Source organism: Anatilimnocola floriformis, from assembly GCF_024256385.1.
Taxonomy (GTDB): domain Bacteria; phylum Planctomycetota; class Planctomycetia; order Pirellulales; family Pirellulaceae; genus Anatilimnocola; species Anatilimnocola floriformis.
This window is the reverse complement of the sequence record NZ_JAMLFW010000001.1, coordinates 1,364,869-1,378,517: the sequence shown is the minus strand read 5'-3', so window position 1 is coordinate 1,378,517 and position 13,649 is coordinate 1,364,869. Positions and strand designations below refer to the sequence as shown.

Genomic DNA, 13,649 nt, shown 5'->3' with positions numbered 1-13,649 from the left:
TAGTTATGTTAAACCTCGTGGAGTGGCGCCAACAGGGAGGCGCTCGCGCGAATCCAGTCGTCACTTCTCCTCTGGTGTTGGTCGAACACCTTGACGATGTTTGCGAACAAAATTCTCGGCCGCCTCCTAAGACCGCTTTGAAGCGAGCCGCTATGAGCGACGCCGTCCGCAAGCACCGCGAGTTTCTCTTTCCCGCCGTGGCCATGTACTACCAGGAGCCGATTGAGCTCGTGCGTGGTGAAGGGAACTACGTCTGGGATAGCACCGGCAAACGTTACCTCGATGCGTTCGGCGGCGTGCTGACGGTGAGCGTCGGCCATGCCAACCCGAAGGTGGTCGAAGCCATCGTCAATCAGGTGAAACAAATAAGCCACACGTCGACCCTGTATGCAAGCGCGCCGCAGTCGAACCTGGCCGAAAAGCTGGCCTCGATCGCACCAGCCGACTTGAAGAAAACGTTCTTCACCAGCAGCGGTACCGAAGCCAACGAAACGGCGATGAACGCCGCCCGCACGGCGACCGGCCGGCTCGACATCATCACGCTGCGGCACAGCTATTCGGGCCGCAGTTTGCAAACGCTGGCCGGTTGCGGGCAGAGCGGCTGGAAGAAAATTCCGCTGCCGGTCGCGGGGATCAAGCACGCTCACGCGCCGTACTGTTATCGCTGTCCGTTCGGTGCGAAGGACAACAGCAACTGCAGCCTCGAATGTGCGAACGACATCGAAGAGCTGATTCAAACGGAAACCTGCGGCGAGATCGCGGCCTTCATGGCCGAGACGATCATCGGCTCGGGCGGTTTCATCGTGCCGCCGCCGGGATATTTTGAACGAGCCACTGCCATCGCGAAAAAGTACGGCGGGCTGTTCATCGCCGACGAAGTGCAAACGGCGTGGGGCCGCACCGGTCAGCACTGGTGGGGCATCGAACACTGGAACGCGAAGCCCGACATCATGTGTAGCGCGAAAGGGATGGGCAACGGTGCGCCGGTCGCCATGACCATCGCCACGCCTGCTGTTGCCGATAAATTCCCCGGTATCACGTTCGCGACGTTCGGCGGCAATCCGGTTTCGATGGAAGCTTGTCGCGCGACGCTGTCCGTTATTGAGGACAACAACCTGCTCGAGAATTGCAAAGTCACCGGCGCTTATCTCGGTGAACGATTCAAAGAGCTGAAGGAAAAGCATCCGCTGATCGGCGACGCTCGCGGCCTCGGCATGATGCAGGCGCTGGAACTTGTTTTGGATCGCAAGACGAAGACCCCCGCGCCGCAAGCGGTCATCGCGGTGTTCGAAGAGTGCAAGAAGCGGGGCGTACTGCTCGGCAAGGGCGGCGTGTATGGCAACGTCATTCGCACTGGTTTGATGCTGAACGCGGGGAAGTCGCAGGTGGATGAACTGGTCGAGGCGATCGATGCAGGTTTGACCGTAGCGGCGAAGGGTTGAAAAGGTAGCCCGACGCGTAAGCGAGGAATTGAGCAAGTGGAGTTAAGAATCCGAGTTGGTACCCGCCGCTTCCTCGCTAACGCGTCGGGCTACCTGGAGATACCATGAAAACACTCATTAAAAACGGCCGGATCATCACCGCCACCGACGACTACTTTGCCGATGTGCTGATCGACGGCGAAACGGTCAGCATGATCGGCAAGAATTTGCCGGTGCCCGCCGATAAGACGATCGATGCGACGGGCAAGCTCGTCATTCCGGGCAGCATCGATCCGCACGTTCACATGCAGTTGCCGTTTGGCGGCACCGTGTCGAGCGATGATTTTGAAAGTGGCACGCGGGCCGCGGCGTTTGGTGGTACGACATCGATTATCGATTTCGCCATTCAATATCATGGCAAAACGTTCGCCGAGACGATCGACGATTGGAATGCCAAGAGCGAAGGAAAGTGCGCGATCGACTATAGCTATCACCTGGCCATCACCGAGTACGAGTCCCGGCACAAACCCGAATTCAAAAAGATCATCGACGCCGGCATCACCACGTTCAAACTCTTCATGGCGTATCCCGGCGTCTTCATGATCGACGATCAGACGATGTTCCGCGTCATGCAGTCTGCAGGCGAAGCTGGCGGCATGACCCTCGTGCATGCTGAGAACGGCGATGCGATCACGCAACTGATTAACAATCTGCTTGCCGAAGGCAAAGTCGAGCCGAAGTATCACGCGCAGTCGCGGCCGCCGAGCATGCAAGCCGATGGCGTGGCTCGCGCGGTGCGTGTGGCCGAAGTAGCGAAGGCACCAGTTTTCATCGTGCATGTGAGCTGCGAAGCGGCGATGAAAGAACTGCAGCGCTCGCGCGACGAAGGCTTTCCGGCGTACGGCGAAACCTGTACGCAGTATTTGTTTCTCGATGAGACGTATTACGACAAGCCGGACTTCGAAGGGGCCAAGTACGTCTTCACGCCTCCACTTGTCGGCCGCGAAAACATCGAGCCACTATGGAAGGGGCTCAAGCTCGGCTATTTGCAGGAAGTGTCGACCGACCATTGTCCGTTCAATTTCAAAGGTCAAAAAGAACTAGGCCGTGGCGATTTCACGAAGATCCCCAACGGCGGGCCCGGCGTCGAAGATCGTTTGTCGCTCGTGTACGACGGCGCGATGAAACGCGGCTTCAGTTTGAACAAATGGGTCGAAATCACTTCGACCGCCAGCGCAAAAATGTTCGGCATGTTCCCCAAGAAGGGAACGATCGCTGTCGGCAGCGATGCGGACATTGTCCTCTTCGATCCGAACGTCGAGAGGACGCTGAGCGCGAAGACGCACCACATGAATTGCGACTACAGCTTGTTCGAAGGGTGGAAAATCAAGGGAAATCCCGACGTTGTTCTCTCTCGCGGCAAGGTGATTGTCGATCACGGCAAGTACACGGGGCGGGCCGGTGATGGTCGGTTTATCCGCCGTGGCCCTTGCGCTCAGATGTAGTTCATGGTGGGCCTCGTGGAGTACCGCTCGACCCACCTTACGTAAAAATGGAAGCATGAAATCAACCACGACCACGGCAGCTGCGCCCACGATTCACCACGCTGATTTTGTCGAACTGCACGAAGACGTTTCGCATTCGCCGCTGTGGAACGCCGATCTCGCGCCGACGACGCTGGCTCAGCGCACCTGGAGCACCTGGCACATCGCCGCGCTGTGGATCGGCATGAGCGTGGTCATCACCACCTATCAACTGGCCGGCGGCATGATCAGCGCGGGGATGACCTGGTGGCAGGCGCTGATCACTATTCTGCTCGGCAACACGATCGTGCTGATTCCGATGTGCCTCAATGCGCACGCGGGGACGAAGTACGGCGTGTCGTTTCCGGTTTTGCTCCGTTCGTCGTTCGGCACCGTCGGCGCGAATGTTCCAGCCATGCTGCGGGCCATTGTCGCTTGCGGCTGGTTCGGCATTCAAACCTGGATCGGCGGCGAAGCCATGGACGTCCTCATCGGCATGATGTTTCCCGGCTGGAAAACACTGACGACGGAGCTCATCGGTCTGCAGCTGCATACTTGGCTGGCGCTGCTGCTGTTTTGGGGCGTGGAAGTTTATTTCATCATCGCGGGCCTCGAGCAAATCAAGCATCTGGAAAGTTGGGGCTCGCCGCTATTGCTCATCGGCGGATTGGCGCTGCTCGGTTGGTGCGTGTGGAAAGCAGGTGGCATCGGCCCCGTCCTTGAAGGCTCAGTGAAGCTGCAAAAAGAGCAACACAACTTCTGGGCGATCTTTCCGCTGTCATTAACCGGTGCGGTGGGCTATTGGGCCACACTCTCCACGAACATTCCCGACTTTACGCGCTATGCTCGTTCGCAAAAATCACAGATGCTCGGCCAGGCACTTGGCTTGCCGACGACGATGACGCTGTTCGCCTTTATCGGCATCGCGGTGACGAGCGCGACGGTCATCATTTACGGCTATCCGATTCCGAGCCCCGTCGATCTCATGGCGAAGTTCAACAGCATCGCCATCGTCCTCTTCGCCACGCTGATTATCTTTCTCGCGCAGCTGACGACCAATCTAGCCGCGAACGTGGTTTCACCGAGCAACGATTTTTCCAATCTCAATCCGCGACTCATCAGCTATATGACGGGCGGCCTGATCACAGCTGTCATCGGCATGCTGATGATGCCGTGGAAGTTGATGGGAGATTATTTCATCGGCGTGTGGCTGGTGGGTTACTCCGGCCTGATGGGAGCGATCGGCGGGATCATGATTTGCGATTACTGGGTGCTGCGACGACAGCAACTGAATTTGAAAGAACTCTTCGAACCCAAAGGCAGATACTCTTTTTCCGGCGGTGTGAATTGGCGGGCAATTGCCGCGTTGGTTCTCGGGATTGCGCCTTGCTTGCCGGGATTTCTGCATGCGGCGACCCACGGAAAAATCGCTCCGCCGGAATTTCTCAAGGTAATTTATCAATACGCTTGGTTTGTCACGTTTGGGCTTGGTTTTGTGTTGTACTGGCTGCTGATGCTCGGTCATCCGAGCGTCGCCGCCGATCTTGAAGAGAGGTAACGCGCTCGCGCGTTGATCGTCATGCCTACGCTCGCCACCACCGTCGATGGTTTGAAACTCCCCAACCCCTTTGTGATCGGCAGCGGACCGCCGGGTACGAACGGCAACGTCATCGGCAAAGCGTTTGACGAAGGCTGGGGCGCGGTGATCGCCAAGACGATCTCGCTCGATGCCTCGAAGGTCATCAACGTCCAGCCGCGGTATGCCCGCCTGCGATCCGATAGTGGTCAAATTATCGGTTGGCAGAATATCGAACTGATTTCTGATAGGTCGTTCGACGTTTGGATCGACGAGTTCAAACGCCTGAAAGATAAGTATCCCGACGGCTGCGTCATTGCTTCGATCATGGAGGAATACAACAAGGACCGTTGGTGCGAAATCGTCGAGCGCGTGCAAGCCACTGGCGTGGCTGCGTTCGAACTCAACTTCTCATGCCCGCACGGATTGCCCGAGCGCAAAATGGGCTCCGCGATGGGCCAGGATTGTGCGCTGATGGAAGAAGTTTGTCGCTGGGTGATGAGCGTCGCGAAAATTCCCGTCTGGGCCAAGCTCACGCCGAATATCACGCACATCGACGAAACCGCCATCGCAGCTCTCCGCGGCGGTTGCCAGGGAGTAAGCGCGATCAACACAATTTTGTCCGTGACGAGCGTCGATCTCGACACGCTACGGCCTGAACCGTGTGTGGAAGGGTACAGCACGCCCGGCGGTTATAGCTGTGTAGCCGTGAAACCGATCGCGCTGCGGATGGTGAAGGAATGCGCCGAAGCGATTCGCGCGCACTATCCCGATCGCAGCCTGAGCGGCATCGGTGGAATCGAAACCGGCGCGGATGCAGCCCAGTTCATTCTCCTTGGCGCCGACACGGTGCAGGTTTGTACCGGCGTGATGAAGGTCGGTTACGACTGCGTGAAGAAGATGAAGGACGACTTGCTGGCCTTCATGGACAAGCACAAGTTTGAAACGATCAGCGACTTCAAGGGGCACAGCCTGCAGTACTTCACGACTCACTCAGACCTGGTAAAGCGGCAAGCTGAAGCCCGCGCCGCTGCCAAGGCGAAGACCAGCGGTGTGGTCACGAAGGACACCGAATGGCACGGCGATGCGTTCGTGAAGCAGAGTGATGCGCTGGCGAGTAACTAGCTCGCCGCGGCATCTCAATCGATCCGAACGATCACCTTATCGCCGTCGTAAAAGCCTTCGCCGTCGGCTTGGATCAGAGCGTCGCAGTGTTCGACGAAGTAGCTCAGGAACTGATAGTTAGCTTCGTAGCCAGCATCGTCGATGTCGCCGAGTAGTTGGCAGGCGACGACCATTTTGGTTTGGGCAAGATGGTCGAGGACGTGGCGTTTGTGCGCTGATTTTCCCGGCTTGCCGATGAGTTCGATGAACTCTTCGACTTCGTCGCTCACCATCTCATCGCCACTCAACTCCACCACGATCGGCTGGCGATCAGGATGGTAGACCAACTCCAAATGCGACCAATCGGATGCGGCGGGATCTTCCACATCCAAGTGCACTTCGGGCGCGCGCCCGGCCAGCCATTCCGTAAGCACAGCTGGCGAGGGGAGCTGCGACGCTTTGCAAAACGCCCGGACGTAGTAGCCCATTACGGCGTATTCCGCGGCACTTCGACCGTTTGCCGATCGGGCGAACCGCTGCGCGATTGCACCGAGGGGCCGAGGACGAGCGTGATGTCTTCGTCGTCGAGCTCTTCCTTTTCGATCAGCCGGAACGAGAGCTTGTCGAGCTTCTCGCGGTTGTCGGTGAGGATTTTGTTGGCCCGTTCGGCGGCTTCGCGCAGGATGCGGCCGATCTCTTCGTCGATTCGCTCCATCGTGTGTTCGCTGAAGGTCCGCTGCTGGTGCATTTCGCGGCCGAGGAACGGATCATCATCGCTCATTTTGAAAGCGACCGGCCCGATCTGCTTGCTCATGCCCCAACTGGTGACCATTCGCCGAGCGATGGCCGTGGCCCGCTCGAGGTCGTTCTGCGCACCGATCGTTCCTTCGCCGTACATAATCAGTTCGGCAGCCCGACCGGCGAGTAGCACGACCAACTGATCGCGGAGTTCGCTTTCGCTCATGCTCATCCGCTCCTCGGACGGCAGCATTTGCGTCGTGCCGAGCGTTTGACCGCGAGGAACAATCGTCACTTTGTGAACGCGATGCGCGCCGGGCAGTACCCACGCGAGAATCGTGTGACCCGCTTCGTGATACGCCGTCTTTTCCTTTTCCTTGGCTTGCAAGACTTCTTCCCGCTTCGGCCCGATCAGAACCTTGTCGCGAGCGTATTCGAAGTCCGACATCTCGACCTTGTTCTTATCGAGACGGGCAGCCCAGAGGGCCGCTTCGTTGACGATGTTGCGAATGTCGGCGCCAGTCAGACCAATGGTCAGCGAGGCGAGGACATTGAGATCGACATCATCGCCGAGCGGCACGTCGCGGGTGTGAACTTTGAAAATGTCGACGCGGGCCTTTTGTGTCGGCTTGCCGACGGTGACGTGACGGTCGAATCGGCCTGGCCGCAGCAAGGCGGGATCGAGAACGTCGGGCCGGTTGGTCGCGCCCATCACGATAACGAAATCGGTCTGATTAAAACCATCCATTTCGCTGAGGATTTGATTCAGCGTCTGCTCGCGCTCGTCGTGACCGCCGCCAAGGCCGGCGCCACGCTGCCGACCGACGGCATCGATTTCATCGATGAAGATGATGGCCGGCGAATTTTCTTTGGCATTGCGGAACAAGTCGCGGACGCGACTCGCGCCCACGCCGACGAACATCTGGATAAATTCGGAACCGTTGACCGAGTAGAACGGCACGCCGGCTTCGCCCGCGACAGCGCGAGCCAGCAGCGTTTTGCCCGTTCCCGGTGGGCCGTTCAGCAGCACACCCTTTGGCACGCGGCCACCCAGGCGTTGAAATTTCTTCGGCGTTTTCAAGAACTCGACGATCTCTTGCAGATCGGCTTTCACGCCTTCGACGCCGGCGACATCTTTGAAAGTGATCGCCTGGCGAGAGGCTTCGTAGCGTTTGGCCGGGCTGCGGCCGAAGCCCGAGAAGAAGCCGCCACCCATCATTTGCGATTGCGTGCGGCGCATGAACCACATCACGATCACAAACAAGATGATGGAAACGGCCATCACCATGAAATAAAGGGTGTAGGTCGGATCGCTGTAGGGCTCGGCCTCGACTTGAGCGCCGCTCTTGCGGAGCAACTCGGCAAAGGCGGTGTCCTTGCTCCAATTGGGATCGAGAAAGACAGCGAACTTGCGAGTCGCCTTTTTGGGCGTTTTATCGGCGTTTAGTTGCTGCTCGAGTTGACCCTTTTGGTTCAACTGCGGCGGCAGCAGCGGCGGTTCCTTGAAGATACCTTCGGCCTTGGTTTGGCCCATGGTGACCTGCAAGACATTTTGCGCCGTCAGCTGCTCTTCCAGAAAGCTGACCGGAATCATGGTGACGTCGCGCTTTTGTTGCACGAAAAAGATCGTGCCCACCATCAGCATGATGCCCAGCAAGAGCATCAGCCCCAGCCCTGCGGTGCGCGGCGTTCCTCGCCGGTTTTCGCCGTCGCCATCTTCCTGTTCGTACTTCTCCATAACACCTAAGCTCAAGTTGAGATTGTTCGTCGTTCCATGGTAAGCAGACCCGTCAGCGGGTCTGTGCGGTTCCGCAGGACATTCTATCCACCATGGGGCAAGTTGTGCATCCCGCCGGGGGACGGTTGCGGTTTGTACGCACTTTGCTTGACAACGGCTGCCTCCTGCGTACCCGCAGCGACAACCAGCGTACTCGCAACGATAACTCTGGGTTATCATTGGTGCTTGTCAAATCCCACCCTCTGAGGTCCCTCCCATGCTCAACCGCCGCTTGCTCTGTTTCGCGACGTGCCTGGTCGCGTGTTTGATTCCTGCCGTCACCACGGCCGAGCCGAAGTTGACGATTTTGGCCAACCAAGCGACCGGCGTTTATCAGCCCGGCGATGAAGTGGTTTGGACTATCGAGGTCAAGGATGGCGACAAGCCGGTTTTTGGCGCGGCCACGTATTCCATCCGCCGTGGAGGTTTGATCGAAGTCACCAAGGGGATGACGAAGCCAGGTGCCGAAGCGATTACCATCACTCATCAAGATAAGGACGCTGCGCAGAAGACGCCCGGCTTGATTTTGCTGGATGTAAAGTTCAAGCCCGAGGAAGGCAAGGAAGTGAAGGGTGTTGCCGCTGCGGTTTTTGCTCCCGAGAAGATCGCCGCTTCTTCACCGCCGCCGGATGACTTCGATGCCTTTTGGAAAGCCAAGATCGCCGAACTCGACGCCATTCCGATGAACGTGAAACTCGAGCCGGTCGACATCGGCGATAAGAAGGTCGAGTATTACAAAGTGACGATGGACAACATCAAGGGTAAGAAAATCTACGGCCAACTGGCAAAGCCGGTTGGTGGCGAGAAGCTGCCGGCAGTGCTGACGGTGCAATGGGCCGGGGTTTATCCGCTTAATCGTGGCTGGGTCGTCGATCATGCGAAGCAAGGTCGCCTGGCGTTCAACATCATCGCGCACGATTTGCCCATTGATGAATCGGCCGACTTCTACAAAGAAAAAGCCGCCAAGGAACTGAACGACTATCCCGGCATCGGCAACGAGGACCGTGAGACGAGCTACTTCTTGCCGATGTTTCTCTCTTGCCGCCGCGCGGTCGATTTCATCACGCAACGGCCCGATTGGGATGGCAAGCATCTGCTCGTGCAAGGCGGCAGCCAGGGTGGTTACCAAGCCATCGTGACCGCTGGCATTCATCCCGCCGTGACCGCCTTTGCCGCGAACGTGCCCGCTGGTTGCGATCACACCGGCAAACAAGCCGGCCGTTTGCCCGGTTGGCCAAACTGGGCCAGCCGTGTTTGGCAGAAGAAAGACGAACAAAAAATGCTGACGACATCGCGCTACTTCGATGCGATGAACTTTGCCACGCGAGCAAAGTGCCCCGGCCTGATCGGTCTCGGCCTGGTCGATCCGGTTTGTCCTGCCGAAGGAATCTTTGCCACGATCAACCAGCTGCAAGGTCCGCATGAAGTCGTGATCATGCCCGCCGCCGATCACGGTGGCGATCACAAAGCGTACTACGCCAAGTTTGGGCCGTTTTTGGATAAGTATTTGCACGACAAACAACCCAAAAAAGATGAGTCCTAACGACCTGCTATGGACATCGCCACAGCGCGGCGGCTTAACGCCCGCCGAGTGGCAAGGCGTCATCGACCATCTTTTGGATCGGCTTGCCGAGTGCCTCAATCGAAAGCTGACTCGCGCTGAAAACGCACTGGTCGGCGAAGGAAAGTCACACGGTTTTTGCGCGGAATTTTGGTCCGTGCTTCCCGTTGGTCAGCCCTTAGACTTTCAAGTTCGGGGAGTGTTCGGAGCCTCGAATTATGAAGGTGAAAACGGGCAGTACGTCGGCGTGCAAGGCTGGCTCTATCTATATGTCGCGGGCCGCCGCGTAGCGACAACGGTAGATGGCCGAAATCACATCTTCATGCGATACGCGAAGGCGGATGCAGCAGACGATGACTGGGAAATGAACAACTTCCAAGGTGAAAGCGGTTGGCGATTGCTGGGCTGGTCGATCGACGAGTACGAAGAGTTCGGTGGCTTGGATGATTTTCGGCGGGAACCTAGTGAATAGTTTGTTTGAGCAGAATTGATGAATAGCTTTAGCGATATTTCTCCGCCGGCGAATCGACCGAAGGATGCGACTCCACCACTGCCGCTGCTCGTCACCGGCCTCGCTGGAGTTGCCGGCTATAACGCGTTTCAATTCCTGCGCGCCCGCTTTGGTTCGCAGGTGCTCGCCATTCGCCGTACCGACTATTGGCCTCTCTCTGGCCCCGGCATTATCCCCTGCAACATGGATGACCGCGATGCAATGCGGCGGTTGTTCGACGAGCATCAGTTCGCCGGCGTGTTGCATTGCGAGGGAACTTGCAAGCTGAAGTCGTGCGAGCTCGATCCGGTGATGGCGCGGCGGATCAACGTTCGCAGTATGGAAGTGCTGCTAGAAACGATTGCGGCCAGCGATGTGCGACTCGTGCATCTCTCGATCGATCTCGTATTCTCCGGCACTCGCGGCGGCAATCATCTTGAGGATGATGCAACCGATCCCGTGACCATCTACGGCAAGACGATGGTCGAAGCCGAAGAGCTGATTGCCCGTGAACGACCGAGCGCTGCGATGCTGCGGATCTCGCTACCGATGGGCGTGAGCTTCAACGGCCATGCGGGGGCCATCGATTGGATTCAATCCCGTTTCAAAAAACAAAAGCCCGCGACGCTTTATTTCGATGAGCGCCGCACGCCAACCTACACCGATTGTCTCAGTCCGCTCTTGCTCGACGTCCTCGCACGACGGGAGCTGACCGGCCTGTATCACGCCGGCGGTCCTCTCTCGCTCAGCCTGTATGAAATCGCCCAGGTCGTGAACCGCGTCGGCGGCTATCGGCCGGAAGACCTCATGGGCTGCAACCGCATCGAAGCCGGCCCGCTGCCGCCGCGCGCGGGCGACGTCAGCATGAACAGCAGCCGCCTGGCCACCGCCATCGGCTACGAACCATTCGATCCCTGGCCTTACCATCCCGAGTTCGTGCCAACGCACCGCGAGTGGCACGCCGAGCGGAATGGCGAACAAGGTTCACCAGAACTGCTGGCGGAGATTTTGTATCGGAACCCGGGACGACGGTTGATTTAGGACTCCGTTCCACACCCAGGGCTCCAACGATTGACCTACTTCTTTAAGAGCTCAGCCGCTTCTTTGAGAAGCGCGACCGCTTCGGGCGGAAATGCGGCTGACTCCATGCTCCAGAAGTTCACGGTGCCGGTCGACTCGCCGATCGTCGCTGGCACGTGAACGCTGCTGCCGTAGACGCGCGACATGAACTGCATGTCGAGCGACTTTTGCTCGGCGAGATTCTTGATCACGATCGGCTCTTTCTGCTTCACGTAGTTGCTGATCGCGGTAACGCTGGTGCTGATCTTCTTCCCCGAGCCGCCGATCACTTTGGTGATCTGCGGATCTTGCGCGACGCGAGCAATATTCAACTTATCGCCTTCAATCGCCGTCCAGCACACACGATCGAGTTGCGGCACGGTCTTGCGCAGTTCCAAGCCGAAGGCCATCAGCTTTTCATCCGAGTTCAGCGCTTCCTTGGCCAGCGACTTCAGTTCCGGCGACAAATGCGGCGGCTGCTTCGCGGCGGCCGCGGCAAATTCCATCGCGCGAGACGGCTTGCTGACGACCTTGGTTTCCTCAGCCGGTGTGGCATCGAAGTAACCGATCATCATCTCTTCCCAGGTCTGATCGCCCCAGCGAACGACGGACGTCGGATCAGGATTGGCCAGGTTTTCCTTCGAGTTGTCATACATCGCTTCGCAGCGCAGTCGCGATCCGCGCGGCATCAAAATCGGCTCGGCAAATTCATAGCCGTTCTGCCAGGCGAAGTCGTAGCGGGGAATATCGAGCAAAATCTCTTCCTTGCCATCGGCATACACGGCCGTGTAGCGAAAGCTTTTGCCGCGTAGATGCATGTGCGGAAAGAGGGCGAGTAATTTCATATCGCTGCTGAAAGGATGAATCGCATCGATCTTGTAATTCGCCTCACCAGCGGGAATTCGCAGGCCGCGGTTGCCGGCCTGATCGGTTCCTACTTGATGACGAACGTTCTTCGCATCGGTGAACTTCAGGCCAACGCAGCTACGGTCGGTCTGCGGCACACCGTTGGGGGTGTAGTGCATCTGAAAGACCAGCTTCGAACCGGCGGGAATCAGCTTCGCATGGCCGTCATTCAGCACCAGCGGCCGAGCACCCGGCGCGGTCGCGGTCAGCCATTCGGAATGGACATCGCCCACGTTGCGGCCTTTGCCGTTCATCTGCGCGATGCCAAGAATGATGTGATGCACGATCGCTCGGTTGCCCGGTCGGCACTCGGCTGCCGTCACCCATTTGTCTTCGGTGAAACCGGGATCGACTTGAAAATACTGATACTTCACCTCTCCCTTGGCGGGAATATTTGCCGGCTTGTCCGACATATAAACGACCAAGTCGGGCTCGCCGATTTGCCAACCCTCGGTGAACTTCGGCGGCGTCGGCAGCAGAGCGACATCACCCTGCGGAGCGCCGTGGTCGACCCATTGCTTGATGAGTTGCTTCTCTTGATCGCTCAGGCGGGCGTCGTTGCGAAACTTGCCGTGCGCCGGATTGGCGTGCCACGGCGGCATGCGATTGTCGGCCGTAACTTCGGCAATCATTTCCGCCCAGCCGACCGCTTCGTCATAGCTGGTGAGCGAAAACGGCCCGATCTCGCCCGCGCGATGGCAGTTCACGCAGCGGTCGTTGAGAATCTTCGCGATGTGCTGCGTATAAGTCACCGGGCTCTTTTCATCCGGCTTCAGCTTCTTGCCAATCAAACAGCCGACCGGCTCGGCGTGCGAGATCTCAGGATTCTTGCCGGCGAGGAGCGCGGCAATCGCATCGCCCAGGTAATCATGCTCAGCCTTCGGTCGAGCTTTGCCATAGGTGAATTGATCGTCGATGCGGCCCTGATAACGGACAATCCGCTGTTGATCGAGCACCACAATTTCCGGCGTGCGGGTGGCCTTCAGTTGATCGGCGACCACGTTGCCGGCATCCTTCAGCAGCGGATATTCAATGCGATGGTCCTTTGCAAACGCAGCCATTTCCGACAGTGCATCTTGCTGATTCGCAAAGATGCCCCACACGGCGACGTCTTTCCCTTGCTTTTCGGCAATGGTCCGCAGCGTCTCGGCATATTGCCCAGCGAGGGGGCATTCACAACCAAGGAACGCCAGCACCAGGACCTTTTGCTCCTTCGCATCGGCAAACGACCAACTCTTGCCGCGAAAATCCTGCAGCGAGAACTCTTTCACAGGTTTGCCAGCGGGTGCGGCATCCGCGGCGAGGCAGTTCCCAGCACCCAGCACGGCCACGCACAGGCCTGCCATCATTCTCAGAACTCGATTCATTCGAAGCATTTCCAATTACCCCTGCGAAAAGATCGATCCGTCGCCGCCGTCCGATTCCTAGCGATATAACCTCAGCCGCTCAACTTAGGTTTCGTCCAGCGATCAAATCAAGGCCGAAAGGCGGGAA

The 13,649-nt window shown here is 58.1% G+C and carries 10 protein-coding genes; 7 read left to right on the top strand and 3 right to left on the bottom strand.

Annotation, left to right across the window (positions count from 1 at the left end):
- Nucleotides 1–152: 152 nt before the first annotated feature.
- From M9Q49_RS05710 to preA, 4 genes are all read left to right on the top strand, one after another.
- Nucleotides 153–1,442 (top strand): aspartate aminotransferase family protein, encoded by a 1,290-nt coding sequence (locus tag M9Q49_RS05710; protein ID WP_254507744.1) that lies wholly within the window; start codon nucleotides 153–155, stop codon nucleotides 1,440–1,442.
- Nucleotides 1,443–1,546: 104 nt separating this feature from the next.
- Nucleotides 1,547–2,926, top strand: a complete 1,380-nt coding sequence (gene hydA, locus M9Q49_RS05705) for a dihydropyrimidinase (RefSeq protein WP_254507743.1) — start codon at nucleotides 1,547–1,549, stop codon at nucleotides 2,924–2,926.
- A gap of 55 nt (nucleotides 2,927–2,981) precedes the next feature.
- A complete protein-coding gene (locus M9Q49_RS05700; RefSeq protein WP_254507742.1) occupies nucleotides 2,982–4,502 on the top strand; it encodes an NCS1 family nucleobase:cation symporter-1 in 1,521 nt (506 codons plus the stop codon).
- A 21-nt stretch (nucleotides 4,503–4,523) separates the two neighbouring features.
- Complete coding sequence (preA, locus tag M9Q49_RS05695; RefSeq protein WP_254507741.1) at nucleotides 4,524–5,645, top strand: NAD-dependent dihydropyrimidine dehydrogenase subunit PreA; 1,122 nt, start codon at nucleotides 4,524–4,526, stop codon at nucleotides 5,643–5,645.
- Nucleotides 5,646–5,659: 14 nt separating this feature from the next.
- Here the strand turns inward: preA and M9Q49_RS05690 are convergent, their stop codons facing one another.
- Together M9Q49_RS05690 and ftsH are read right to left on the bottom strand one after the other, a co-directional pair.
- Nucleotides 5,660–6,112, bottom strand: a complete 453-nt coding sequence (locus M9Q49_RS05690) for a hypothetical protein (protein ID WP_254507740.1) — start codon at nucleotides 6,110–6,112, stop codon at nucleotides 5,660–5,662.
- A complete protein-coding gene (gene ftsH / locus M9Q49_RS05685) occupies nucleotides 6,112–8,100 on the bottom strand; it encodes an ATP-dependent zinc metalloprotease FtsH (protein ID WP_254507739.1) in 1,989 nt (662 codons plus the stop codon). The genes M9Q49_RS05690 and ftsH overlap by 1 nt, the downstream gene beginning before the upstream one ends.
- A 256-nt stretch (nucleotides 8,101–8,356) precedes the next feature.
- Between ftsH and M9Q49_RS05680 the strand changes: the two genes are divergently transcribed.
- The 3 genes from M9Q49_RS05680 to M9Q49_RS05670 are packed head-to-tail and all read left to right on the top strand — an operon-like array spanning nucleotide 8,357 to nucleotide 11,231.
- Nucleotides 8,357–9,682: an acetylxylan esterase gene (locus M9Q49_RS05680; RefSeq protein WP_254507738.1), complete on the top strand. Its 1,326-nt coding sequence runs from the start codon at nucleotides 8,357–8,359 to the stop codon at nucleotides 9,680–9,682.
- Nucleotides 9,672–10,172, top strand: coding sequence for a hypothetical protein (locus tag M9Q49_RS05675; protein ID WP_254507737.1), 501 nt, complete (start codon nucleotides 9,672–9,674; stop codon nucleotides 10,170–10,172). The genes M9Q49_RS05680 and M9Q49_RS05675 overlap by 11 nt, the downstream gene beginning before the upstream one ends.
- An 18-nt stretch (nucleotides 10,173–10,190) precedes the next feature.
- Nucleotides 10,191–11,231 carry an SDR family oxidoreductase gene (locus tag M9Q49_RS05670; protein WP_254507736.1) on the top strand — a complete coding sequence of 347 codons (1,041 nt, stop codon included), beginning with the start codon at nucleotides 10,191–10,193 and terminating at the stop codon, nucleotides 11,229–11,231.
- A gap of 35 nt (nucleotides 11,232–11,266) precedes the next feature.
- Here M9Q49_RS05670 and M9Q49_RS05665 read toward each other — a convergent pair whose 3' ends face one another.
- The gene (locus tag M9Q49_RS05665) at nucleotides 11,267–13,522 is read right to left on the bottom strand and encodes a redoxin domain-containing protein (protein ID WP_254507735.1); all 2,256 of its coding nucleotides are present in this window, start codon (nucleotides 13,520–13,522) and stop codon (nucleotides 11,267–11,269) included.
- Nucleotides 13,523–13,649: the final 127 nt, after the last annotated feature.

Excerpts from the sequence above, each read along its gene's own strand:
- M9Q49_RS05680 (WP_254507738.1), top strand. The coding sequence starts at position 8,357 with ATGCTCAACCGCCGCTTGCTCTGTTTCGCGACGTGCCTGGTCGCGTGT.
- M9Q49_RS05675 (WP_254507737.1), top strand. The coding sequence starts at position 9,672 with ATGAGTCCTAACGACCTGCTATGGACATCGCCACAGCGCGGCGGCTTA.
- ftsH (WP_254507739.1), bottom strand. The coding sequence starts at position 8,100 with ATGGAGAAGTACGAACAGGAAGATGGCGACGGCGAAAACCGGCGAGGA.
- M9Q49_RS05690 (WP_254507740.1), bottom strand. The coding sequence starts at position 6,112 with ATGGGCTACTACGTCCGGGCGTTTTGCAAAGCGTCGCAGCTCCCCTCG.
- M9Q49_RS05710 (WP_254507744.1), top strand. The coding sequence starts at position 153 with ATGAGCGACGCCGTCCGCAAGCACCGCGAGTTTCTCTTTCCCGCCGTG.
- M9Q49_RS05665 (WP_254507735.1), bottom strand. The coding sequence starts at position 13,522 with ATGAATCGAGTTCTGAGAATGATGGCAGGCCTGTGCGTGGCCGTGCTG.
- M9Q49_RS05700 (WP_254507742.1), top strand. The coding sequence starts at position 2,982 with ATGAAATCAACCACGACCACGGCAGCTGCGCCCACGATTCACCACGCT.
- hydA (WP_254507743.1), top strand. The coding sequence starts at position 1,547 with ATGAAAACACTCATTAAAAACGGCCGGATCATCACCGCCACCGACGAC.
- preA (WP_254507741.1), top strand. The coding sequence starts at position 4,524 with ATGCCTACGCTCGCCACCACCGTCGATGGTTTGAAACTCCCCAACCCC.
- M9Q49_RS05670 (WP_254507736.1), top strand. The coding sequence starts at position 10,191 with ATGAATAGCTTTAGCGATATTTCTCCGCCGGCGAATCGACCGAAGGAT.